The organism is Rhizobium sp. EC-SD404 (assembly GCF_902498825.1).
In the GTDB taxonomy this organism is placed as follows: Bacteria; Pseudomonadota; Alphaproteobacteria; order Rhizobiales; family Rhizobiaceae; genus Georhizobium.
The window spans coordinates 357,197-378,255 of sequence record NZ_LR701459.1 but is presented as its reverse complement, the minus strand read 5'-3'; the positions used below and the strand labels follow the sequence as shown (position 1 = coordinate 378,255).

The 21,059-nt window shown below is 62.4% G+C and carries 24 protein-coding genes; 4 read left to right on the top strand and 20 right to left on the bottom strand.

Annotated elements, in window-relative coordinates; genetic code table 11:
- Positions 1-14: 14 nt before the first annotated feature.
- From sucC to msrA, 5 genes are all read right to left on the bottom strand, one after another.
- Positions 15-1,208, bottom strand: a complete 1,194-nt coding sequence (sucC, locus tag GC125_RS02880; protein WP_151983941.1) for an ADP-forming succinate--CoA ligase subunit beta — start codon at positions 1,206-1,208, stop codon at positions 15-17.
- 47 nt (positions 1,209-1,255) lie between these two features.
- Positions 1,256-2,218 carry a malate dehydrogenase gene (mdh, locus tag GC125_RS02875; protein WP_151983939.1) on the bottom strand — a complete coding sequence of 321 codons (963 nt, stop codon included), beginning with the start codon at positions 2,216-2,218 and terminating at the stop codon, positions 1,256-1,258.
- 160 nt (positions 2,219-2,378) lie between these two features.
- The gene (gene zapE / locus GC125_RS02870) at positions 2,379-3,539 is read right to left on the bottom strand and encodes a cell division protein ZapE (RefSeq protein WP_151983938.1); all 1,161 of its coding nucleotides are present in this window, start codon (positions 3,537-3,539) and stop codon (positions 2,379-2,381) included.
- Between the two features lie 58 nt (positions 3,540-3,597).
- On the bottom strand, positions 3,598-4,134 hold the full coding sequence (locus GC125_RS02865) for a protease inhibitor Inh/omp19 family protein (protein ID WP_151983936.1): 537 nt from the start codon (positions 4,132-4,134) through the stop codon (positions 3,598-3,600).
- A 156-nt stretch (positions 4,135-4,290) separates the two neighbouring features.
- Entirely contained in the window at positions 4,291-4,914 is a 624-nt protein-coding gene (gene msrA, locus GC125_RS02860) for a peptide-methionine (S)-S-oxide reductase MsrA (RefSeq protein WP_151983935.1), read from the bottom strand.
- Positions 4,915-5,066: 152 nt separating this feature from the next.
- On the opposite strand from msrA, the gene GC125_RS02855 reads away from it, so the two are divergent.
- A complete protein-coding gene (locus GC125_RS02855) occupies positions 5,067-5,504 on the top strand; it encodes an OsmC family protein (RefSeq protein WP_151983933.1) in 438 nt (145 codons plus the stop codon).
- Positions 5,505-5,565: 61 nt separating this feature from the next.
- On the opposite strand, the gene GC125_RS02850 is transcribed toward GC125_RS02855, so the two are convergent.
- From GC125_RS02850 to sdhC, 5 genes are read right to left on the bottom strand one after another with little or no spacing between them, the layout of a single operon-like run.
- Positions 5,566-6,645 carry a glycosyltransferase family 4 protein gene (locus tag GC125_RS02850; RefSeq protein ID WP_151983931.1) on the bottom strand — a complete coding sequence of 360 codons (1,080 nt, stop codon included), beginning with the start codon at positions 6,643-6,645 and terminating at the stop codon, positions 5,566-5,568.
- Between the two features lie 6 nt (positions 6,646-6,651).
- Positions 6,652-7,431, bottom strand: coding sequence for a succinate dehydrogenase iron-sulfur subunit (locus tag GC125_RS02845; RefSeq protein WP_151983929.1), 780 nt, complete (start codon positions 7,429-7,431; stop codon positions 6,652-6,654).
- 15 nt (positions 7,432-7,446) lie between these two features.
- Positions 7,447-9,297 (bottom strand): succinate dehydrogenase flavoprotein subunit, encoded by a 1,851-nt coding sequence (gene sdhA / locus GC125_RS02840; protein ID WP_151983927.1) that lies wholly within the window; start codon positions 9,295-9,297, stop codon positions 7,447-7,449.
- A 7-nt stretch (positions 9,298-9,304) separates the two neighbouring features.
- Positions 9,305-9,685, bottom strand: a complete 381-nt coding sequence (gene sdhD / locus GC125_RS02835; protein ID WP_151983925.1) for a succinate dehydrogenase, hydrophobic membrane anchor protein — start codon at positions 9,683-9,685, stop codon at positions 9,305-9,307.
- A 9-nt stretch (positions 9,686-9,694) separates the two neighbouring features.
- Positions 9,695-10,096 (bottom strand): succinate dehydrogenase, cytochrome b556 subunit, encoded by a 402-nt coding sequence (gene sdhC, locus GC125_RS02830; RefSeq protein ID WP_151983923.1) that lies wholly within the window; start codon positions 10,094-10,096, stop codon positions 9,695-9,697.
- A 339-nt stretch (positions 10,097-10,435) separates the two neighbouring features.
- Between sdhC and GC125_RS02825 the strand changes: the two genes are divergently transcribed.
- The 3 genes from GC125_RS02825 to GC125_RS02815 all read left to right on the top strand — a co-directional run bounded on the left by GC125_RS02825 (position 10,436) and on the right by GC125_RS02815 (position 13,273).
- Positions 10,436-10,921, top strand: coding sequence for a hypothetical protein (locus GC125_RS02825; RefSeq protein WP_151983921.1), 486 nt, complete (start codon positions 10,436-10,438; stop codon positions 10,919-10,921).
- 125 nt (positions 10,922-11,046) lie between these two features.
- Positions 11,047-12,405 (top strand): hypothetical protein, encoded by a 1,359-nt coding sequence (locus GC125_RS02820; RefSeq protein WP_286165338.1) that lies wholly within the window; start codon positions 11,047-11,049, stop codon positions 12,403-12,405.
- A gap of 4 nt (positions 12,406-12,409) precedes the next feature.
- Positions 12,410-13,273, top strand: a complete 864-nt coding sequence (locus GC125_RS02815; protein ID WP_151983919.1) for a COG3904 family protein — start codon at positions 12,410-12,412, stop codon at positions 13,271-13,273.
- Here the strand turns inward: GC125_RS02815 and GC125_RS02810 are convergent, their stop codons facing one another.
- From GC125_RS02810 to GC125_RS02765, 10 genes are all read right to left on the bottom strand, one after another.
- Positions 13,274-14,524 (bottom strand): GGDEF domain-containing protein, encoded by a 1,251-nt coding sequence (locus GC125_RS02810; RefSeq protein ID WP_151983917.1) that lies wholly within the window; start codon positions 14,522-14,524, stop codon positions 13,274-13,276.
- A 105-nt stretch (positions 14,525-14,629) separates the two neighbouring features.
- The gene (gene leuC / locus GC125_RS02805; protein ID WP_151983916.1) at positions 14,630-16,039 is read right to left on the bottom strand and encodes a 3-isopropylmalate dehydratase large subunit; all 1,410 of its coding nucleotides are present in this window, start codon (positions 16,037-16,039) and stop codon (positions 14,630-14,632) included.
- A gap of 68 nt (positions 16,040-16,107) precedes the next feature.
- Positions 16,108-16,317, bottom strand: a complete 210-nt coding sequence (locus GC125_RS02800; protein ID WP_151983914.1) for a hypothetical protein — start codon at positions 16,315-16,317, stop codon at positions 16,108-16,110.
- Entirely contained in the window at positions 16,296-17,150 is an 855-nt protein-coding gene (locus GC125_RS02795; protein WP_151983912.1) for an amino acid ABC transporter permease, read from the bottom strand. Before GC125_RS02795 ends, GC125_RS02800 begins: the two co-directional genes overlap by 22 nt.
- A 53-nt stretch (positions 17,151-17,203) precedes the next feature.
- Complete coding sequence (locus tag GC125_RS02790) at positions 17,204-18,007, bottom strand: transporter substrate-binding domain-containing protein (protein ID WP_151983910.1); 804 nt, start codon at positions 18,005-18,007, stop codon at positions 17,204-17,206.
- A 144-nt stretch (positions 18,008-18,151) separates the two neighbouring features.
- Positions 18,152-18,664 carry a 50S ribosomal protein L19 gene (rplS, locus tag GC125_RS02785; RefSeq protein ID WP_151983908.1) on the bottom strand — a complete coding sequence of 171 codons (513 nt, stop codon included), beginning with the start codon at positions 18,662-18,664 and terminating at the stop codon, positions 18,152-18,154.
- 172 nt (positions 18,665-18,836) lie between these two features.
- Positions 18,837-19,538 carry a tRNA (guanosine(37)-N1)-methyltransferase TrmD gene (trmD, locus tag GC125_RS02780; protein ID WP_151983906.1) on the bottom strand — a complete coding sequence of 234 codons (702 nt, stop codon included), beginning with the start codon at positions 19,536-19,538 and terminating at the stop codon, positions 18,837-18,839.
- A complete protein-coding gene (rimM, locus tag GC125_RS02775) occupies positions 19,538-20,146 on the bottom strand; it encodes a ribosome maturation factor RimM (RefSeq protein ID WP_286165337.1) in 609 nt (202 codons plus the stop codon). The genes trmD and rimM overlap by 1 nt, the downstream gene beginning before the upstream one ends.
- A 92-nt stretch (positions 20,147-20,238) precedes the next feature.
- On the bottom strand, positions 20,239-20,646 hold the full coding sequence (gene rpsP, locus GC125_RS02770; protein ID WP_151983904.1) for a 30S ribosomal protein S16: 408 nt from the start codon (positions 20,644-20,646) through the stop codon (positions 20,239-20,241).
- 68 nt (positions 20,647-20,714) lie between these two features.
- Positions 20,715-21,053 (bottom strand): chorismate mutase, encoded by a 339-nt coding sequence (locus GC125_RS02765; protein ID WP_151983902.1) that lies wholly within the window; start codon positions 21,051-21,053, stop codon positions 20,715-20,717.
- Positions 21,054-21,059 lie beyond the last annotated feature (6 nt).

Sequence of the window (21,059 nt, the reverse complement as noted above, 5' to 3'; positions counted from 1 at the left end):
GATCCTTCAATCCGTTATCCGTTGACCGCAGCGACGATCTTCTTCGCCGCGTCGTCGAGATCGTCGGCAGCCGTGATGGCCAGTCCGGACTCGTTGAGGATTTTCTTGCCAAGCTCGACATTGGTGCCTTCGAGGCGCACGACGAGCGGCACCTTGAGGCCAACTTCCTGAACCGCAGCAACCACGCCTTCGGCGATGACGTCGCACTTCATGATGCCGCCGAAGATGTTGACGAGGATGCCGTCGACTTTCGGATCGGCGGTGATGATCTTGAAGGCAGCCGCGACCTTCTCCTTGCCTGCGCCGCCACCGACGTCGCAGAAGTTAGCCGGCTCTTTGCCGTAAAGCTTGATGATGTCCATCGTCGCCATTGCGAGACCGGCGCCATTGACCATGCAGCCGATGTTGCCGTCGAGCGCCACATAGGCGAGGTCCCATTTGGAGGCCTCGATTTCCTTGGCGTCTTCCTCGGTCTCATCGCGCAACTCGCGGATGTCGTCGTGGCGGAAGAGCGCATTGCCGTCGAAGGACACCTTGGCGTCCAGCACGCGCAGGCGGCCGTTCGTCATGACGATGAGCGGGTTCACCTCGAGAAGGCTCATGTCCTTCTCCATGAACGCCTTGTAGAGGATCGGGAAGAGCGTCATGCCATCGGCACGTGCTTCGTCCTTCAACTCCAGCGCATCGCACAGCTTTGCGGAGTCTGCGTCCGTCACGCCCTGCTCGGGATCGATCGCGACGTTGACGATCTTCTCCGGCGTTTCTTCGGCGACGGCCTCGATGTCCATGCCGCCTTCGGTGGAAACCACAAAAGCCGGGCGGCCGACCGAACGGTCGACCAGGATCGAGAGATAAAGCTCGCGTTCGATGTCGGCGCCATCTTCGATGTAGAGACGATTGACGACCTTGCCGGCAGGGCCGGTCTGCTTCGTCACCAGCGTGTTGCCGAGCATTTCCTTGGCGAAGGCGACGACTTCTTCCGTGGACTTCGCCAGGCGAACGCCGCCTTTCGCGTCAGGGCCGAGTTCCTTGAACTTGCCCTTGCCGCGACCGCCGGCATGGATCTGGCTCTTCACCACATAGAGCGGTCCGGGAAGCTTTGCTGCCCATTCTTCCGCCTGCTCAGGGGAGTAGACGGCGACCCCTTCGGCGATCGGCGCACCGAAAGTGCCGAGAAGGCGCTTGGCCTGATACTCGTGGATATTCATGGGTTGGTTCCTGTGGTTTCAGGTTGCCAGATCGGACGAAAGCCGGATCAAGCGAGAGAAGGGGCGATCTTGCGGCAGGCTTCACACAGGCCGGCAACGGATTCGACGGACTTGTCGAAGGCCTTCTGCTCGGCGGAATTCAGCTCGATCTCGATGATACGCTCGATACCCTCGGCGCCTATGACAGTCGGCACGCCGACATACATGTCGTTGACGCCGTACTGACCGGACAGATACGCCGCGCAAGGCAGAACGCGCTTCTTGTCCTTGAGGTAGGATTCCGCCATCACGATCGCGGATGCAGCCGGCGCGTAGTAGGCCGAGCCGGTCTTCAGAAGGCCGACGATCTCGGCGCCGCCATCACGGGTGCGCTGGATGATTTCTTCCAGCCGATCCTTGGTGACCCAACCCATTTCGACAAGGTCCGTCAGCGGAATGCCGGCAACGGTGGAGTAGCGTGCAAGCGGCACCATCGTGTCGCCGTGGCCGCCCAGCACGAATGCCGTGACGTCTTCGACCGAAACCTTGAACTCCTCGGCGAGGAAGTGGCGGAAGCGCGAGCTGTCCAGAACGCCGGCCATGCCGACGACCTTGTTCTTCGGCATGCCGGAGAACTTCTGCAGCGCCCAGACCATCGCGTCCAGCGGGTTGGTGATGCAGATGACGAATGCGTCGGGCGCGTATTTCGCGATGCCTGCGCCGACCTGCTCCATGACCTTGAGGTTGATTTCCAGAAGGTCGTCGCGGCTCATGCCTGGCTTGCGCGGCACGCCTGCGGTGACGATGCACACATCGGCACCTTCGATCGCAGAATAATCGTTCGCGCCCTTGAGCCTGACGTCGAAGCCATCGACCGGAGAGCTTTCGGCGATGTCGAGCGCCTTGCCCTGCGGCGTGCCTTCGGCGATGTCGAACAACACGACGTCCCCGAGTTCCTTGAGGCCGATCAGATGGGCAAGCGTGCCGCCGATCATGCCGGAACCAATGAGAGCGATCTTGTTACGCGCCATGTATGGATATCCCCTGTCTATGGAGCCATAGAGGAGCCTTGAAACTCCCCAGAAAAGTCGCCCGGGGATAGACGGCTGAGCCAAAAATGGCAACCAAAACTTTGACCGTCAACGATTTCAAACGGTTATATACTCAGCGATTTACGTAAACGTAAGTATTTTAAGCGGCTGGGCGATGCCTTTCCCGACTTTCCTTGAGATAATCCACGCTTTGCATCTCGATCAGGCGTGACGCCGTGCGCGCGAACTCGAAGCCTTCCGTGCCATCCTTTGCGGCATAGAGTGCATCCGGCTCGGCCGCAGCCGACACCACCAGCCGCGCCTTCATGTCGTAGAGCGTGTCGATCAGCATGATGAACCGCTTGGCTTCATTGCGCTCCGCACGCTTGAGTACCGGCACGTGGCTGACGAAGATCGTTTCGTATCGGTCGGCGATGGCGCGATAATCCGACGCCCCGAGCGGATTTCGGCACAGGTCGTCGAAGCTGAACCGGGCAGCACCGTTGGCTGCGGCCGGCACCAGAATTTCCCGACCACGATGCTTGATCTTCTCTGGCTTGACGGTCAGCCCCTCCACCTGCTCCGTCCATGCCTGATCGAACATCTCGTCGGCATTCGCATCGAGCGGCGTCATGTAGACCGGCCGGCGCGTCAGCTTGAGCAGCCGATAGTCCGTGTCGCCATCCAGATCGAACAGCTCGACCCGTGTCTTCAAAAGGTCGACGAAAGGCAGGAAGAGGTCGCGATTGAGACCTTCGCGGTAAAGATTGTCCGGGTGGACGTTCGACGTCGTCACCAGCACGGTGCCGAGCTTGAACAATTGCTCGAACAGCCGCGCCAGGATCATCGCATCCGCGATGTCGGTGACCGAAAATTCGTCGAAGCAGAGAACCCAGGCCTCCTCGTGGATGGCACGGGCCACGGGCGGGATCGGATCGTCTTCCTTGACCTCACCGCGCTTCAGGGCAGTTCGGTGCGCCTGGATCCGGCCATGCACGTCAGACATGAAATCGTGAAAATGGACCCGCCGCTTGCGCCGGACCGGCAGCGTTGACAGGAAGAGATCCATCATCATGGTCTTGCCGCGACCGACGCCGCCGAAGACGTAGAGGCCTCTGGGGTAGTCCTGCACGGGCCGGCGCTTGGCGAACAACCAGCCGAGCGCACTGGATTTCGTCGAAACCCGTTTTTCCCGCACTTCGGTCAGGACACGGTCCAGCGCCCGCGCCAGCTTCTCCTGCCGCGCGTCGCGTTCGATCCGACCGGCATCGCAGAGCGCTTCATAACGCTCGGTGACGCTCACATATGTTCTGGTATCCATTCAGCCAAACCGAGAGGGCAATCCGCCGGCCACCCTGGAGCGGGGGCCGGCGCACCAATCAGCGCGAGAGCGTGATCGAGCCGCCCGAGGTGAGCGTCCCCTGATAGTTCTGGCCGCCGGCCTGGTAGAGCCGTGCGACGTTGTTGCCGTCCCGGTCGTTGAGCACGACCTGGTTGCCGGAAACATCCCAGGAAGCGATGTTTGCCGCTTCACCCGGGCAACGCAGCGACGCTGCCCGGTAGCCGCCGGTCCACTGGGTGAGGGAAAGCGCCAGCTGGCAATTGCCGCCATTGACGGCAGTCTGCCACGTGCCGAGCAGAGCTTCGCGCGACACCGCGGGCGCCGAAGCGGCTGCAGTCTCGAAAGCCTGATTGGCAGCGGCAGGATCGGTTGCCGTGGAAGCCGGTGCCGTCGGGAAATCACTTGCCGACGGCGGCGGCAACTGGTTCGACTGTACGCCTCCGAGCGGCGCCGGGTTTAGCGGCGGCGGCAACGTCGCGACCTGCTGCTGTGGCATCGGTCCGGGTGATGTCCGCTGACAGCCGGCGATCGCCAGACCAGCCATTGCGATCGTGACGGCGATGGAAATGCGCATTCATGGTCTCCTTGCAACGCCTACGCGCGGGGCCTTTAACCGACCCTCTGCCCTTCGCAACCCATAAGAGGGATCAAAGGTCCATTTTGCAAGAAGTGCGGGCACGAGAAGCAGCGACCCTGTGCGCATTTTGCAACAAAATGGTACAGTTGGTGTTCAGTTCTTGGCCATGACACCCTGCATGGCCTCATTGCCCCAGAGCTGGAGCAAGCGTACATCGCGGCCGCAAGCGCGTCGGTAGTAGTTATAGCGGACCGGATTCTTGACGTAATAATCCTGGTGATAGTCTTCCGCTGGCCAGAAGGTCTGGCCCTCGACCACCTCGGTCACAATGTTTTCACCCAGTGCCGTTTGGGCTTCAGCCTTGGATTGCTCGGCCGATGCTGCCTGCTCGCTGTCGACCGCATAGATTGCCGTCGTGTAGCTGAAGCCGCGGTCACAGAACTGGCCGCCGTCGTCGGTCGGGTCGACCGTGCGCCAGAACGTTGCCAACAACGTCTCGAAGTCTGTCTCGGAGGGATCGTAAGTGATCTCCACCGCCTCGCGGTGGCCATCCGCCGTGTGATTCTCGTAAGTCGGATTTTCAGTGGAGCCGCCGATATAGCCCGAGACGGTCGAGGTTACGCCTGCGACCTTGTCGAAATCGGATTCCACGCACCAGAAGCAGCCGCCGGCAAAGATGGCCTTGGCTTGCTCCTGCGCTTGAGACGCGCCGCCTGCAAACAGGATGGCGGTGGCTGCACCGGCGAGCAACATGGCGGCATTGATGGGCAAGCGCATGGGAAATCCTCCTTCGACCATGGCATTCAAACTAGTCCCCCGATCGCGCTTTGCAATTCAACGCTTTGCACGAGCGTGTGATGAAGGGGTCGGAACCGCACCGCCACACGATCGTTTCTGAAACGGATTTCCCCAACAAAGAGGTGATTGGAATGAAAAGGCACGCAAACGCCATCTGGCAAGGTGCGCTCGTCGATGGCAAAGGCACCCTCGATACCCAGAGTGGCGTCTTCTCCAAGACCCCCTACTCGTTCAAGGGCCGCTTCCAGGACGAAGAAGGCAAGTCTGGTACCAATCCCGAAGAACTGATGGCAGCTGCCCATGCCGGCTGCTTCGCGATGCAGCTCTCGCACTTTCTCGCCGAGAACGGCACGCCGGCCGACAAGCTGGATGCCAAGGCCGTCGTGAACGTGCAGGAAGCTGAAGGTGGTGGTTTCGAGATCACGGAAAGCGTGCTGACTCTGGTTGGCAGCGTTCCCGGCATCAGCGAAGATGACTTTCAAAGGCTTGCCAAGCAGGCAAAAGACACCTGCCCGGTCTCCAAGGCCTACGGTGCCATCAAGGTCACGCTCGACGCCAAACTCGCCTGATCTACCTGTTATGCTGAGCTGAATGATGAAGAAGCCGTCGGCTAGGTCGCCGACGGCGTCTTCATGCATGCTTGGAACTTTGGGACGCCACCAGCCTGTACAAATCCTCGCAGACATCCGCGATGACGCTAGGCGAAAAGCGCTGCTCGATCCGTTCCCGCGCCGCTTCGCCCATGCGGTGCCTGACGTCCGGGTCCTGCAGCTGAGCGATGGCCGCAGCCCAGTCGGCGGGATCGGCCGCGAGCGAGAACCCGGATACACCGTGTTCGACGATCTCGGCCGTCCCCCCGAAATTCATCGTCAGGACCGGCACGCCGGCAGCCATGGCTTCCGCAGGTGCCAAGCCGAAGGATTCACCCGCCGGACGCGTTGGCGTCGCATAGATATCGAATATCGGCATCAGCTTGGCCGCGCCTGGGCGAAAGCCTGCCACGTCGATGCTGTCGCCGCCGATCTGTTCCAGCGCCTCTATCTCGCCGGCGTCACCGCCCCCGATGATCAAAAGCTTGTAGGGCGCCCCGAGATCGCGCACGACGCGTGCCAGGAATTCCAAATTTTTGACAGGCCTGATGCTGCAGACGGAGCCGATGACGATGTCATGCGGCTTCAGCCCGAAGGCAGCGCGCAGCTTCGAGCGTTCTGCATCGCCAAGCAGTTCCGGCACCTCGACGGGGTGCGGCAGCACCGAAAGCCGGTCTGCTCCGATCAGCCTGCCGAGCAAGGGCCGCCCGAGCCAGTTGTTGACCAGTGCATGCGACGGCACGGCGATCTTGGCGATGCGGGTATTGAAATAGGTCGCCCATTCGATCGGGCTGAACACGTTCAGCCCGCCGATCGCCCCATGATAGAGCACGATGGGAATGTCGGGGCGCGGTCGCATCGCCTGCACGGCCAGCAGCGCAGTCGATCGACCGGCCATCACATGCACGAGGTCGGGGCGAAACTCCTCGATCGCTTGACTGACGTGCCGGATGGCCGCGCGCGAAAAGTAGCTCTGGACTTTTTGCGCGGTCTTTCCGCCGCTCGGGCGCTCCACCTCGTCGAGCGCGACGTGACGAAACTCGACGCCGCGCTTTTCGAGGATAGGCTCGATCGATAGATTGATCCGCGATCGGCCCCTGTTGAGTGTCAGAACCCTCAAGGGTTGCTAGACCCTCCGCTCGACCATCATTTTCTTGATTTCCGCAATGGCCTTCGCCGGGTTCAGGCCCTTCGGGCAGGTCTGAGCGCAGTTCATGATCGTGTGGCAACGGTAGAGACGGAACGGATCTTCCAGGTCGTCCAGACGCTCCCCGGTAGCCTCGTCGCGGCTGTCGATCAGCCAGCGATAGGCCTGCAGGAGCACGGCGGGGCCGAGATAGCGGTCGCCGTTCCACCAGTAGCTCGGGCACGAGGTCGAGCAGCAGGCGCAAAGGATGCATTCGTAAAGACCATCGAGCTTTGCCCGGTCGTCCTTGCTCTGCTTCCATTCCTTGGCGGGCGTTGGCGAAACCGTCTTCAACCAGGGCTCGATCGACCGGTGCTGGGCATAGAAGGTCGTCAGATCGGGCACGAGATCCTTGACCACCGGCAGATGCGGCAGCGGATAGATCTTGACGGCACCGTTGATGTCGTCGGCGCCCTTCGTGCAGGCGAGCGTGTTCGTGCCATCGATGTTCATCGCGCACGAGCCGCAAATGCCTTCGCGGCAGGAGCGGCGCAGCGTCAGCGTCGGATCGATCTTGTTCTTGATCCACAGAAGCCCGTCGAGCACCATCGGACCGCAATCGTCGACATCGACGAAATACGTGTCGATCCGGGGATTGGCATCGTCGTCCGGCGACCAGCGATAGACCTTGTACTCGCGGAGGTTCTCGGCGCCCGCCGGCTTCGGCCAGGTCTTGCCTTCGGAAATCTGCGAGTTCTTGGGGAGTGCGAGTTCAACCATATTGGTTCTTCCTGATCAGTAGACGCGCGCCTTCGGTGCGATCTTCTCCATCGAGATGCCTTCGGCAATCAGCTCCGTGTGCACGGGGCGATAGTCGAGTTTGACGCCACCGCTGTCGTCGACCCAGGCAAGCGTGTGCTTGCGCCAGTTGTCGTCGTCGCGGCCGCCGAGCGGGCCGTCCTTGAAGTCTTCACGGGCATGAGCGCCACGGCTTTCCTTGCGGGCTTCCGCGCCGTAGACCGTCGTGATCGAGCAGGCCATGAGGTTTTCGAGCTCGAGCGTTTCGACGAGATCGGAATTCCAGATCATCGAACGGTCGGTGACCTTCAGGTCGCCGAGGGCGCCCCAGAGCTGGCTCATGCGCTTGCAGCCGGATTCCAGCGATTCCTGCGTGCGGAAAACGGCTGCGTCTTCCTGCATGATGCGCTGCATCGTGCCGCGCACCTCTGCCGTCGGCGAGGAGCCGTTGGCGTGACGCAGCTTGTCGAAACGCTCCATGATGCGCTCGGATTGCGCTTCGTTGATCGACGGGATCGCGCTGTCGCGGTCGATGATCTGGCCGGCGCGGATCGCGGCGGCGCGACCGAAGACGACGAGGTCGATCAGCGAGTTCGAGCCGAGACGGTTCGCGCCATGGACCGACGCGCAGCCGGCTTCGCCGACAGCCATGAGACCGGGCGCCAGACGTCCCGGGTTCTCCGAATTGGCGTTCAGCACCTCGCCCCAATAGTTCGTGGGAATGCCGCCCATATTGTAGTGAACGGTCGGCAGAACCGGGATGGGCTCCTTGGTCACATCGACACCGGCGAAGATCTTCGCGCTTTCCGAGATGCCAGGCAGGCGTTCGTGAAGAACGGCCGGATCCAGATGGTCGAGATGCAGGTAGATGTGATCCTTGTTCTTGCCGACGCCGCGGCCTTCACGGATCTCCATCGTCATGCAACGCGAGACGACGTCGCGCGAGGCAAGGTCCTTGGCCGATGGGGCATAGCGCTCCATGAAGCGTTCGCCTTCGCCATTGACCAGATAGCCGCCTTCGCCGCGTGCGCCCTCGGTGATGAGGCAGCCCGCGCCGTAGATGCCGGTCGGGTGGAACTGCACGAACTCCATGTCCTGCAGCGGCAGGCCGGCGCGCGCGATCATCCCGTTGCCGTCACCGGTGCAGGTGTGGGCCGAGGTGGCGGAGAAATAGGAGCGGCCGTAGCCACCGGTGGCGAGCACGACCATCTTGGCCGCAAAGCGGTGGATCGTGCCGTCGTCCAGGTTCCAGGCGATGACGCCGGTGCACTGGCCATCGTCCGACATGATCAGGTCGATGGCGAAATACTCGATGAAGAACTCGGCGTTGTTCTTCAGCGACTGGCCATAAAGCGTGTGCAGAATGGCGTGGCCGGTACGGTCGGCCGCGGCACAGGTGCGCTGCACGGGCGGGCCTTCGCCGAAATTCTGCATGTGTCCGCCGAACGGGCGCTGGTAGATGCGGCCGTCTTCCGTGCGCGAGAACGGCACGCCGTAATGCTCGAGCTCATAGACCGCTTTCGGCGCTTCCATGGCGAGATACTGCATGGCGTCCACGTCGCCGAGCCAGTCGGAGCCCTTGACGGTGTCGTACATGTGCCACTGCCAGCTGTCCGGCGTCATGTTGCGCAAGCTGGCAGCTATGCCGCCCTGCGCCGCAACCGTGTGCGAGCGCGTCGGAAACACCTTGGTGATGCAGGCTGTCTTCAGTCCCTGCTCCGCCATGCCGAGCGTTGCACGCAATCCGGCGCCGCCGGCACCGACGACGACGACGTCGAATGCGTGATCGACGAATTCATAGGCACGGCCGTTCTGGCCCGGTGCCGCATGTCCGTTTGTCTGACCCATTGAGCGTTCAGCCTCCAAAGCCGAGCTTGAGAACCGCGAAGATCGACAGTGCGCCGACCAGGACGGTGAAGAATGTGTTGAGCATCAGCAGCGCCACCTTGGCGCCTTCGCCGTGGATATAGTCCTCGATGATCACCTGCATACCGATGCGCATGTGAATAAGTGCGGACACCAGGACCATACCCATGAGGACGGCGGCGATCGGATTGGACAACGACGCCGTCACTTCCTCGTAGGGAGCCCCGGCATGAGCGACGAGAAAGACGACGAAAAAGATGAGCAGCGGAATGTTGGCGACGGCCGTGAGGCGCTGGCGCCAGAAATGCTCCGTGCCTTCGCGGGCGGAACCGAGGCCGCGAACGCGGCTGAGTGGGGTGCGCAAGGACATGGACGCCTCCTAGCGAACGATGAAGACCGCGATCCAGATGATCACGGTGAACGATGCGGATGCGGCGAGCGTGACCCAGGCGAAGGTGGTCGCAGTCTCTTTCTCGAGACCCCTGCCGGTGTCCCATACGAGGTGGCGGATGCCGCCTGCCATGTGGTGAACGAGCACCCAGGTATAGCCGAACAGCACGATGAGGCCGAGGACCGAACCCAGTATGCCATTTACCCAGTTGAAATAGGCTTCACCCGATGCGGCGGCGACAAGCCACCACGCAACGAAGAAGGTGCCCACGTAAAGCGCGCCGCCGGTGATGCGGTGAACGATAGACATCACCATCGTTGGATACGGTCGATAGATCGTGAGATGCGGCGAAAGCGGGCGCTCTCGCTTCGTTCCTGTCGCGCTTGCCATTATGACCTCATGACGTTTCCCTCGGCGCGGAAGGCCGAAGCGGGAAGCGGCTCCTTGAAAGTTTGGAAGCGTTTTAATCTGTTATGTGCAGCGCGTCAAAGCGCGTTTTGTCCACTTTGGTCGAAATAGGGCGACGCGAAAGCTCGGAAAATCAGAGGCTTGCGGTAAATCGATTGAAACCGCCTACAAATTGTCAACACTTGACCGGAGAGGTAAGGCGCCGGTTGTCCTCTTAACGATATTGCAACAAATCGGCGTGCTGTGCGTGACATTATGCCCTGTCGAAGCCATCTTCAGCTCTTCAAAGGGTTTTGGGTGGCCGAGTTTTAGGAGTTCGACATGTCTCAGCGTTTGCGAATTCTGTCAGCGGCAGCGGCAGCGTTTCTCGCATTTGCAGCAATGCCCGCGACGATCGCGTTTGCGCAGGCAAATCCGAATCTGCCGAACGGCGCGAGCGGCCGCGTGCATTATGACCACAAGCGCGACCGGGGCGATGATCGCGGACGCTGGAACAGGGATCGCGACCGTGGCCATCACGGTCGATGGCGTGACCGAGATCGTCCCAACCGCAACACGAGTGGCGTCACCATCGATCGTCGCGCAGCCTCGGGCCCGTCCACCAGCGGCGGCACCTACACCGGAAATATCTCCGGATCGCGTGACCGCGGAAACGGCAACTATTTCTATATCGACCGCAATGACGGCTTCGCGTCGGACACGGACAATGTCGTTCGCAACCCGTCCGGCCCGAAGGTCGTGAACCCGGCCAGCGGCAATTCGGCCTGCGCCGACGAGGCCGGTGTATGCGTGATCCGGCCGCAGTGATGCATCTGGCAGCTCTCCGCGCTGACTAAACCGTGATGAGCAGCCTTTTCCTCGTTGCGAAGTGGCCTTGAATTCGTCCCGTTTCGGCCGAAACTGAGCGCGAATTGTCGTCGGGGTTGGAAAAGATGTCAGGTGCCACTGTCACTCACTTGAGGGATGCTCTCGGTAAGCTCGAGACGATGTCGCGATTCGCGCTTGCCACTTTGGCCCTCGCAAGCGGCGTCTACACCTATCTCGGTGTCAGGGGCATCCTCGACGGCACGGCGACCATCGTCTTCTTCGCCGCGATCATCTACTCCGCTGCCGTGTCCGTCGGCATCTACGCCTTCTGGACCTATTTGATGCGGCTCTTCCCGCACGTGGCCGGAGCGTCCGCACGCGCCGCGCTTCTCGGCATCATGGCACTCGGCAGCGTCATGATCATCGCCATGTCGTCATGGTTGAACGCTGCCGCCCTTGCCGGTTCGGCGGCACTCGAGCAGCACCTTGCCGTGACGTTGCAGGATTATACGGCCGACCTCGACCGCGCCCATGAGAACGCGCTCGCCGCCCAGAGCCTATTGCCCGACATCCAACTGGCCTCGGAACGGTTTGGCCGGCTTGCCGAGCAGGAGCAGGATAGCGGTGCGCTCACCGGCACCTCCGGTTCGGGCAGTGTCGTGCAGCTTCTCAGCCAGATGTCGAGCCAGCTCGGCGAACTCGAAGGCAGCATCACCGCATCGCGCGACGAAGCCCAAACGCTGTTCGAGACCGGCCAGCAGCATCTCGCTTCCATGCGCTCGCTCGTTTCGGCCAGCGGAACCATCGAGCCACGCGCCGATTCTTTCGCTGAAAATGCCGTCATGCTCGCCGGTGTCATCGCCGCCATGGAGCAGACCTCCGTTGCGCCATCGGTCAAACGCGCTGCCGAGGATTTGTCGCTCGGCTTCATCGCGCCGATCGCCGACGGGCAGGATCTCGGCCTCGTCGACCGCCAGGACCGGGTGATGGGGTCGATCCAGGAATCGGTCGCGGCGCAGTCGCTTGTTCTGTCCCAGGCAGCGGACGACATCCTCGCGCGCGAGCCGGTGCAGGAACGCCGGTTCGTGCCGATGTCGAGCGCAGAGGCGGTGCTTCGTTATGCCGGTGATTTCATCCCGAGCTGGGCCGGCGCGATTTCTATCGACCTGCTGCCATCCGTGCTCGTTCTCATGCTCGCGGTTGCCCATTCCGTGCTGCGCGATGCGGAACGACGCCTGCCCTACGCCGAGCGCGTGAGTGCGGCGGATCTGATCGCCGCCATGGAAGTCCATCGCGCGCTCGCGGCCATTCCGCCGGCACCCGAACCGGAAGCGGATCGGCAGGAGGATGTGCCCGCGCCAGCCGCCGCAAGGGATACGACGGAGCGCTCTGAGACCCAATCCGAAGCGCCGTCTCGGGTGAGCGACAAGATCATGCCGATCGTTCATGCCGGAAATCCCCGCACCCGCAAGGAAGGCAGCTGACGCCATGGCAGCGCCCGCGCGCCTGAGCGTGCAACTCCCTGAAAAAGATCTCGATCCGGCCAACAGCAATGATGCCGGCGGCGCGCCGCCGTCGGACAAGCCGCGGCTTTCCCTTGCCGATAGGCTGGATGACGGCATGGTGCTGGGCTGGGCGTTTCGGCTCATCCTGCTCGGTTCGGTCGTCGTTCTCGCGCTCGATCTCGGCGAACTGCGCAATGGCATACCGGAAGCGCCGGCCTCGCCCGGTTCGCTGGAAACGATGCTCCCGCCCGCGCTCAGCGACGGAGAGGCACCGGCCCCGCCGCACCAGATCACCACCGAGCCGGACATCCTGAAGAATGCCGCGAGCTTCGACCTGATCGGCGGCGGCGTGCTGCGGTTGCAAGGAGCGATCGATCCGGGAGCAGCCGCTCGCTTCGAGACGGAAATCGACGCCCGGGGCGAGTATGTGACGACGATCGTGCTCAATTCGCCCGGCGGCTCGGTCGACGATGCGCTACGGATTTCTCAGATCATTCGCGACAACGGGTTCTCGACACGAGTCGAAAGCGGCGATCTCTGCGCCTCGTCCTGTCCGCTCGTCATGGCAGGCGGTGTGGAGCGGAGCGCCGGACCTGAAGCCGTTATCGGCGTGCATCAGGTCTATGGCGTCAGCGATGGCGCTGTATCTTCCGCCGAGGCGATGTCGCGCGCCCAGAACGTGACCGCCCGCGTCAGCCGCCACCTGTCGGCCATGGGCATCGACCAGGGCTTCTGGCTCCATGCCTTGGATACCCCACCCGACCGGCTCTACTATCTGAGCCCGGAAGAACTGCTGGAATACGAGATGGTCACCGCAACGGCCACCGCCGAAGCGATCGACCCCTGATCAGCGCCGCATCCGGCCACCGACGGCGAAGCTGCGCCGCTTCGGCACCTCATGTTGCTCGATGGCGTTTTGAGCGGCTGCATCCTGGCCGTCGATGTCCGGTCGGGCGGAGCGTACACAGTTGCGCCCGGCGCTCTTTGCTTCGTAAAGAGCCTTGTCGGCGCGTGAGAATGCTGCCTCGAATGCCTCTCCCGGCCGCATCTCGGTAACGCCGAAACTCGCGGTGCAGCGATGAACGGAACGCCCGCCTGTCGCATCCAGCGTTTCGAAGGTCGACCGCAATTGTTCCGCGAAAAGCCGTGCGGTTCCCTCGTCGCAGCGCGGCAGGAGAACGCAGAACTCTTCGCCTCCGATGCGTCCGACGACATCGCCAGGCCGCCGGAAGCTTTCCAGCAGCGCGCCGAACTGGGCGATGACAAGATCGCCAACCTGATGACCGAACGTGTCGTTGACCGACTTGAAATGATCAAGATCGCACAAAATGAGCGCCTTCGGCGTGCGTTCCCGGTCCGATTGCCACAGGCTGCGGGAAACCTCCCGATGAAACGCATCACGGGTCAATGCGCCCGAGAGGCGATCGATGTCGGAACGCTTCTGGATGGTGCCCAGGATATCGGCCATCGTCCGCAGTCCGAGCGCAAAGGCGGTCAGAATGGTCACGATCGCCATCATCGTCTGGCTGACCATCGCATAATCGGTCGAGAGATAGTCTTGCGCGACGCCGCCATTGCCGCCCAGAAGAACCATGATCGGTGGCTTCATCAGGAAGTTCAGCGCAAAGATCAGCAGGACCGAAAAAAGGGTGCGATCGAGCGCACTGCGATCCATGCCCTTCCAGACGGCGAACACGCCGACAAGAGCGATGGCGCTATAGGAGCCCTGATAGATGAAGGCGCGAAGAAGCGAACTGCGCGGCAATTCCGAAATGAGAATGTAGCTGACGATTGCCACAACGAGCACGATGGTGATCGGCACGACGGGGATCCGACGCAGATAGCGCAGCCAGAGCCCGATCGATACGCATGCCAGGCAGATCGCGAAACAGGTGAAGATCGCGAGGCGGGCGATCGCCGTATATTCGACCGATGGCATCGAATATTCGATCAGCCCCGACGCGACGCCCGCGACACAAGCCCCAAACCACCAGAGCGCCGGTTTCTGATTACGGTCGAACAGCCCGAAGGCAAGAAACGAGACCATGATGGCGACGCCGAGCGCCACGTTGATGGCCAAAAGTAGAGACGCGCCCAAAAACTCATTCCCCGAGTGAATGGGGCGGAGCTTACGCCCGTTAGGCTAAGGCCAGGTAAACGCCAACATCCGCGACCCGTCCCAGAACGGGTCGCGGATAAAAATTCAGTGCCACTCGCGAATGTCGACGAAATGGCCCGCGACGGCAGCCGCAGCAGCCATGGCCGGCGACACGAGGTGCGTCCGGCCCTTGAAGCCCTGACGGCCTTCGAAGTTGCGGTTGGACGTGGAGGCGCACCGCTCGCCGGGCTTCAGCCGGTCGTCGTTCATGGCAAGGCACATGGAGCAACCGGGCTCGCGCCACTCGAAGCCGGCATCCAGGAAAATCTTGTCGAGGCCTTCCTGCTCGGCCTGCTGCTTGACGAGGCCCGAACCCGGCACGACCATGGCTTCCACCGTGCTGGCGACCTTCCGGCCTTCCACGACCTTCGCGGCGGCGCGCAGATCCTCGATCCGGCCATTGGTGCACGATCCGATGAAGACGCGGTCGAGCGTGATGTCGGTGATCTTGGTTCCCGGCTTCAGGCCCATATACTCGAGCGCGCGCCACTTGGAGATACGCTTGTTCTCGTCCTCGATCTCATCCGGGTTCGGTACCGCACCGCTCACCGAGATGACGTCTTCAGGCGACGAACCCCATGACACGATCGGCGGCAGGCTGGCTGCATCGAGCGTGACGACGCGATCGAAATGCGCGCCTTCATCGGTCTTGAGCGACTTCCAGTAGTCCAGTGCCATGTCCCACGCCATGCCCTTGGGAGAGCGCGGACGGTCCTTGATATAGGCGAAGGTCTTCTCGTCCGGCGCGATGAGGCCGGCGCGGGCGCCGCCTTCGATCGTCATGTTGCAGACGGTCATGCGGCCTTCCATCGAGAGCGCGCGGATCGCTTCGCCGGCGAACTCGATGACGTGGCCGGTGCCGCCAGCGGTGCCGATCTCGCCGATGATGGCGAGGATGATGTCTTTCGCCGTCACGCCTTCGGGCAGCTGCCCGTCGACGCGCACCAGCATGTTCTTCGCCTTCTTCTGGATCAGCGTCTGGGTGGCCAGCACGTGCTCGACTTCCGACGTGCCGATACCGTGCGCAAGCGCTCCGAAGGCGCCGTGGGTCGAGGTGTGGCTGTCGCCGCAGACGATCGTCGTGCCGGGCAACGTGAAGCCCTGTTCCGGACCGACGATGTGCACGATGCCCTGCCGGATATCGGCGGCATCATAGTACTCGACGCCGAAATCGGCAGCGTTCTTGGCAAGCGCCTCCACCTGGATGCGGCTTTCCTCGTTCTTGATGCCGAGCGCGCGGTCCGGCGTGGTCGGAACGTTGTGGTCGACGACGGCGAGCGTCTTTTCCGGCTGGCGCACCTTGCGGCCGGTCAGGCGCAGACCCTCGAAAGCCTGCGGGCTCGTCACTTCATGGACGAGGTGGCGATCGATATAGAGCAGGCAAGTGCCATCAGGCTGTTCGTCGACCAGATGGTCGTTCCAGATCTTGTCGTAAAGCGTCGTGGGCTTGGACATGGTGTTCATCCGTCAAAACTGAAAAGGGCAATGGGCGGCATTCGCCATGAAGCAGGCGGCGGCTTGGATCAGCCGAGATCGCTGCCATCGGCGCCGGTCAACCGCGCGTGAAAGCGGCCCGGCAGGCGCTTGTGATCATGCAGAGGCGCAAAGCTGAGCGTCGTCGGAAAACGCATTTTCCCACGCAGATGCTCTGTCGTCTCGGATCGGTCGAAATTCATGCGCCGCTCATACCAATCTTCGAGCAGAGAGGCAATCAGTGGAGCTTCGGGCGCCATCCACCCCGTCGATCCTCCGGCTGCCCCGTCGAACGGCGCAACCGCCGCTCGAGCGCCCTCAGACCGATCGAAAGGCCGACCGTCAGCAGCAGATAGAGATAGGCGACGATCGAATAGGTTTCGAAAAAGCGAAACGACCCCGACGCGTAGACCTTGCCCATCTGCGTCAGGTCGGCGACCCCGAGCACGGAGACGAGCGAGGAATCCTTGACCATCGCGACGAAGTCGTTGCCAAGCGGCGGCAAGATGGTGCGGATCGCCTGCGGCAGGATGATCAGCCGGAACCGGTGCCAACGACTGAGGCCCAGCGCCTTTGCCGCCTCCACCTGGCCGGGATCGACCGACTGGATCCCGGCCCGGAAGACTTCCGCGATGAAGGCCGAGTAGCCGATCGTCAGCGCGATGATGGCCCGCCAGAGCAGCGAGACGTCCCGAACCAGCAGTTCATCGACGAGCCCGGCTTCGCGCAGTGGCGTGGCGACGGCGTTCCAGGCGACGACGAAAGCCGGCGCGCCTACAAAGGCGATGTAGAACAGCAGGACGAGTACCGGCACGCCGCGGATGATCTCGACATAGAACCGTGCAATCTGACGCAGCGCGACCGATCCCGACAGCGCCATGAGCGCAAGCCCGAGACCGAGCAGCGTCGCCAGCGCAAACGCCACGATCGTCACGAAGATGGTGATCCAGAGACCCCGCGAGACGATCGTCAGCACCTGGGCGTAGAGATCGTTCGATGCGATCAGCACCGCAATGCCGATGGCGAGCGCACCCGCTGCGATCAGCCAGTAAGGGAAGTCCTTGTCGCCCGCCGGCGCACCACCATGGGCCATCAGGCAGCGCCCTGCCCGTCGCTCAGGCCGTTACTCCAACGATGCGGCAAGTGTCAGTTGCCCAATTCGTAATCGAGGAACCATTTGGTCGTCAGCGCCTCCAGCGTGCCGTCGGCACGCATCGACGCGATCGCGGCATTGATCGGCGCGACGAGATCGGAGCCCTTCGGGAAGATGAAGCCGAAATCTTCGGTGCCGAGCGGGTCGCCGATCAGCTTCAGCGCACCGTTGGACGCATTCACGTAACCGCGGCCCGCAGTCCCGTCGGTCAGCACGAGATCGACGTCACCCGTGTTCAGCGCCTGCACGGAAGCGCCGAACGTTTCGAACAGCCGGATGCGCGGGTTCTGTTCGTTGCCGTCGAGAACGTTGTAGACCGCGACATAGAATGGGGTCGTGCCCGCCTGGGCGCCGACGAGCCCGTCCTCGAACGCCGTGAAGCCGGCAGCGTCCGTGAAGCGGTCTTCATCCGCCCGCACCAGCATGAACATCTCGGAGCGCATGTAGGGATCGGAGTAATCGACGAGCTGCGCGCGCTCCTCGGTGATCGTGATGCCCGTCATGCCCATATCGTACTGGCCGTCCGAGACGGCCTGGATCATCGCGTCCCAACTGGTGTTCTGGTACGTCACCGTCAGGTTGAGCCGCGTGGCGATCTCCGCCACGGCGTCATATTCCCAACCGATCGCATCGCCCGACATCGGGTCGACGAACTGCAGCGGCGGATAGGCGTTTTCGGTGACGACCACGATCTCGCGGCCACCGAGATCTGGCAGTTCCTGGGCCACGGCCATATTCGGCAGGGCCAGAACGGTGGCGATGGCGGCGAGACTGCCAAGCAGTGTGGAACGGATCATGGTCGGGCTCCTGAGGCGATCGGTTGGCCCATCCTAGCGGCGGCAAGCTGCGAAGCAAGCAACCGCCATCCGCGCTGCGACGTCCATATGAAAATGGCGACCAATGGCCGCCATTTTCGAAATCCGATTGTTTCTAACGAAGGCTTATTCGGAAGCAGCAGCTGCGTCGTTCTTTGCTGCGTCTTCGGCGGCCTTTTCCTTGGCCAGAGCCTCGGCTGCAGCAACCTTTTCAGCTTCCAGACGTGCCTTTTCGTCGGCAGCGGACTGGCGCTCGGCATCATTCAGCTTGCGGGCGCGCGTGCCGGTGTTCTCGACGATACGGGCCGACTTGCCGCGACGATCGCGCAGGTAGTACAGCTTCGCGCGACGGACCTTGCCGCGGCGCACGACTTCGACGGCTTCGACCAGCGGCGAATAGACCGGGAATACGCGCTCGACGCCTTCGCCATAGGAAATCTTGCGAACCGTGAAGTTCTCATGGATGCCGCCGCCGGAGCGGGCGATGACGACGCCTTCATAGGCCTGCACGCGTGTACGCGTACCTTCAGTCACGCGCACCATGACGCGGACCGTGTCGCCGGGGGAAAATTCGGGAAGCTTGCGTGTCGCTTCGATCTTGGCTGCCTGCTCGGCTTCCAGTTCACGGATGATATCCATGATGATGACCTTTCGTTCTTCTGAAACAGCCAGAGCGCTTGTTTGACCCTTTGTGACAGGACGCCGGGTCGTGTGCCTTGCGGCGGAAGCGATGCACGGTTCTTTGCTTGATTGTCGCGAAGAGATATTACCCTTCGCGCCGGGTCGTTACACCAAGCGGCGGCAGATGTCATCATTCGCCGTGGAATTTTTTCTCCGCGAGGAGGTCCGGCCGACGGGTCTCGGTCAGTTTCTGAGCCTCCGCCCTGCGCCACCGCGCGACTGCGCCATGGTCGCCTGATGTCAGCACCTCGGGGATCGAACGGTCTTCGAAGAGCTGCGGGCGCGTATAATGCGGATACTCGAGAAGTCCGTCTTCGAAGCTTTCGGATTGGCCGGAAAGGGCATTGCCCATCACCCCCGGCAGCAGCCGGACGATCGCATCGAGAAGAACGAGCGCCGCAGGCTCTCCGCCCGAAAGAATATAGTCGCCGATCGAGACTTCGCGTAAGCCGCGCGCCTCGATCACCCGCTGGTCCACGCCCTCGAACCGACCGCAGACGATGACGACACCGGGGCCCTCGGCCAATTCCCGCACCATCGGTTGTCGCAACACCTCGCCGCGCGGGCTCATGAGCAGGCGCGGTCGCGGGTCGCTCGCGGGAGACGCATGGTCGATGGCGCGCGCCAAAATGTCGGCCCTCAGCACCATGCCGGCGCCACCACCGGCCGGTGTGTCATCGACGGTCCGGTGCCGATCCTCGGCAAAATCGCGGATCTGGACCGTGTCGAGGCTCCAGTCGCCGCGCTCGAGCGCCCGGCCCGCGAGAGACGTGCCGAGATGGCCGGGAAACATGTCGGGGTACAGCGTGAGGATGCTGGCGCGAAACGCCATCAGTCCGCTCCCGTGTCCTTCGGCGGACGCCGTCTGCGGCTGCCTGGATTTGCGCGTGAGGCGGCTTCCTCCTCACTGCGCTCGCCCTCGCCATCGTCGACGAGGCCTGCGGCGATCGGATCGACCAGCAGCCAGCCGGCATCGACGTCAAGTTCGGGGACGGCAGCCTCCGAAAACGGGATCATGACGCTCGGACCACGATCCGGCTTGATCTCCAGCACGATGCCGGCGCCGAAATCATGCACGGCGATGATGGAGCCATGGGCCGTGCCTTCAGCGTCTTTCACCGCAAGACCGATTAGATCGTCCTGATAGACCTCGCCATCGTCGAGCGCATCATCCGGCAGCGTGTCGCGGTCGATGAAGAGCTCCAGCCCGTTTAGCGCCTCGGCGGCATTGCGGTCCGAAACCCCTTTGATCGTCAACAGCACGATGTTCTTGGAGGGCTTTGCCTTGAGGATTTCGAATGTCCGGCCGTCGGCGGCAGTCAGCGGCCCGTAATCTCCGACTGCGGACGGGTCCCCGGTGAAGGCCTGCGCCCGCACTTCGCCCTTGATGCCGTGCGCCCCGCCGATCCGTGCCATCAGCAGCATCTGCTTGGATTTCATGTCGCCGCCGTCCCTCATAAGCATTGCCTCATCATACACGAACGGGCGGCCGATTGGCCGCCCGTTCAAAGTCTCGAAGATCGGCGAAAGCCTTATTCCGCAGCGGCTTCTTCAGCCGGAGCGTTCTTTGCAGCTTCAGCCTCGGCTGCCTTGGCGGCTGCTTCGTCTTCCTTCTGCTTCTTCTCGGCCAGACGCTCCTGGGCCTTCTTGCCGGGCTTCGCCTTGTCCGGGTTGTTGCGGGCCTCACGCTTGGAAACGCCGGCCTCGTCCAGGAAGCGCAGCACGCGGTCGGTCGGCAGCGCACCGTGATCGAGCCAATGCTTGATGCGGTCTTCGTTCAGCTGAACGCGGGCGCCTTCTTCCTTCGACAGCATCGGATCCCAGCGGCCGACCTTCTCGATGAAGCGGCCGTCGCGCGGTGAGCGCACGTCGGCAATGACGATGTGGTAATAGGGGCGCTTCTTTGCGCCGCCGCGGGCGAGACGAATCTTCAGTGCCATGTCAAATACTCCTTGCGATCGTGGCTGCCGCGTCTGCGGCGAAGAGGTTTGGTTAAAAGTCTTAGGTTTCAGGCCGCTCCGGAGGGAGCGGAATTCTCCGTCACCGCGCCATTGGCCGAAGCAGCGATTGCCTCGTGGTGGCGGATGACCTCCTGAATGATGAAATTCAGGAATTTCTCTGCGAAATCCGGATCGAGCTCGGCATCGCGCGCCAGGCTGCGCAAGCGTTCGATCTGCTGGCTCTCGCGGTTCGGATCAGAGGCCGGAAGGCCGTGCGTTGCCTTCAACACACCGACCGCCTGCGTGCAGCGAAAGCGCTCGGCAAGCACGTGGATCAACGCCGCATCGATGTTGTCGATGGACTTGCGCAGTCCCTTCAGCTGTTCGATCGCGCTTGGCTCGCTCATGCCGCT

Bases quoted from the DNA above. Each gene is read 5' to 3' on its own strand.
- sucC (WP_151983941.1), bottom strand. From the start codon at position 1,208: ATGAATATCCACGAGTATCAGGCCAAGCGCCTTCTCGGCACTTTCGGT.
- mdh (WP_151983939.1), bottom strand. From the start codon at position 2,218: ATGGCGCGTAACAAGATCGCTCTCATTGGTTCCGGCATGATCGGCGGC.
- zapE (WP_151983938.1), bottom strand. From the start codon at position 3,539: ATGGATACCAGAACATATGTGAGCGTCACCGAGCGTTATGAAGCGCTC.
- GC125_RS02865 (WP_151983936.1), bottom strand. From the start codon at position 4,134: ATGCGCATTTCCATCGCCGTCACGATCGCAATGGCTGGTCTGGCGATC.
- msrA (WP_151983935.1), bottom strand. From the start codon at position 4,914: ATGCGCTTGCCCATCAATGCCGCCATGTTGCTCGCCGGTGCAGCCACC.
- GC125_RS02855 (WP_151983933.1), top strand. From the start codon at position 5,067: ATGAAAAGGCACGCAAACGCCATCTGGCAAGGTGCGCTCGTCGATGGC.
- GC125_RS02845 (WP_151983929.1), bottom strand. From the start codon at position 7,431: ATGGTTGAACTCGCACTCCCCAAGAACTCGCAGATTTCCGAAGGCAAG.
- sdhA (WP_151983927.1), bottom strand. From the start codon at position 9,297: ATGGGTCAGACAAACGGACATGCGGCACCGGGCCAGAACGGCCGTGCC.
- sdhD (WP_151983925.1), bottom strand. From the start codon at position 9,685: ATGTCCTTGCGCACCCCACTCAGCCGCGTTCGCGGCCTCGGTTCCGCC.
- sdhC (WP_151983923.1), bottom strand. From the start codon at position 10,096: ATGGCAAGCGCGACAGGAACGAAGCGAGAGCGCCCGCTTTCGCCGCAT.
- GC125_RS02825 (WP_151983921.1), top strand. From the start codon at position 10,436: ATGTCTCAGCGTTTGCGAATTCTGTCAGCGGCAGCGGCAGCGTTTCTC.
- GC125_RS02820 (WP_286165338.1), top strand. From the start codon at position 11,047: ATGTCAGGTGCCACTGTCACTCACTTGAGGGATGCTCTCGGTAAGCTC.
- GC125_RS02815 (WP_151983919.1), top strand. From the start codon at position 12,410: ATGGCAGCGCCCGCGCGCCTGAGCGTGCAACTCCCTGAAAAAGATCTC.
- leuC (WP_151983916.1), bottom strand. From the start codon at position 16,039: ATGTCCAAGCCCACGACGCTTTACGACAAGATCTGGAACGACCATCTG.
- GC125_RS02800 (WP_151983914.1), bottom strand. From the start codon at position 16,317: ATGGCGCCCGAAGCTCCACTGATTGCCTCTCTGCTCGAAGATTGGTAT.
- GC125_RS02795 (WP_151983912.1), bottom strand. From the start codon at position 17,150: ATGGCCCATGGTGGTGCGCCGGCGGGCGACAAGGACTTCCCTTACTGG.
- GC125_RS02790 (WP_151983910.1), bottom strand. From the start codon at position 18,007: ATGATCCGTTCCACACTGCTTGGCAGTCTCGCCGCCATCGCCACCGTT.
- rplS (WP_151983908.1), bottom strand. From the start codon at position 18,664: ATGGATATCATCCGTGAACTGGAAGCCGAGCAGGCAGCCAAGATCGAA.
- trmD (WP_151983906.1), bottom strand. From the start codon at position 19,538: ATGGCGTTTCGCGCCAGCATCCTCACGCTGTACCCCGACATGTTTCCC.
- rimM (WP_286165337.1), bottom strand. From the start codon at position 20,146: ATGAAATCCAAGCAGATGCTGCTGATGGCACGGATCGGCGGGGCGCAC.
- rpsP (WP_151983904.1), bottom strand. From the start codon at position 20,646: ATGGCACTGAAGATTCGTCTCGCCCGCGGCGGCGCAAAGAAGCGCCCC.
- GC125_RS02765 (WP_151983902.1), bottom strand. From the start codon at position 21,053: ATGAGCGAGCCAAGCGCGATCGAACAGCTGAAGGGACTGCGCAAGTCC.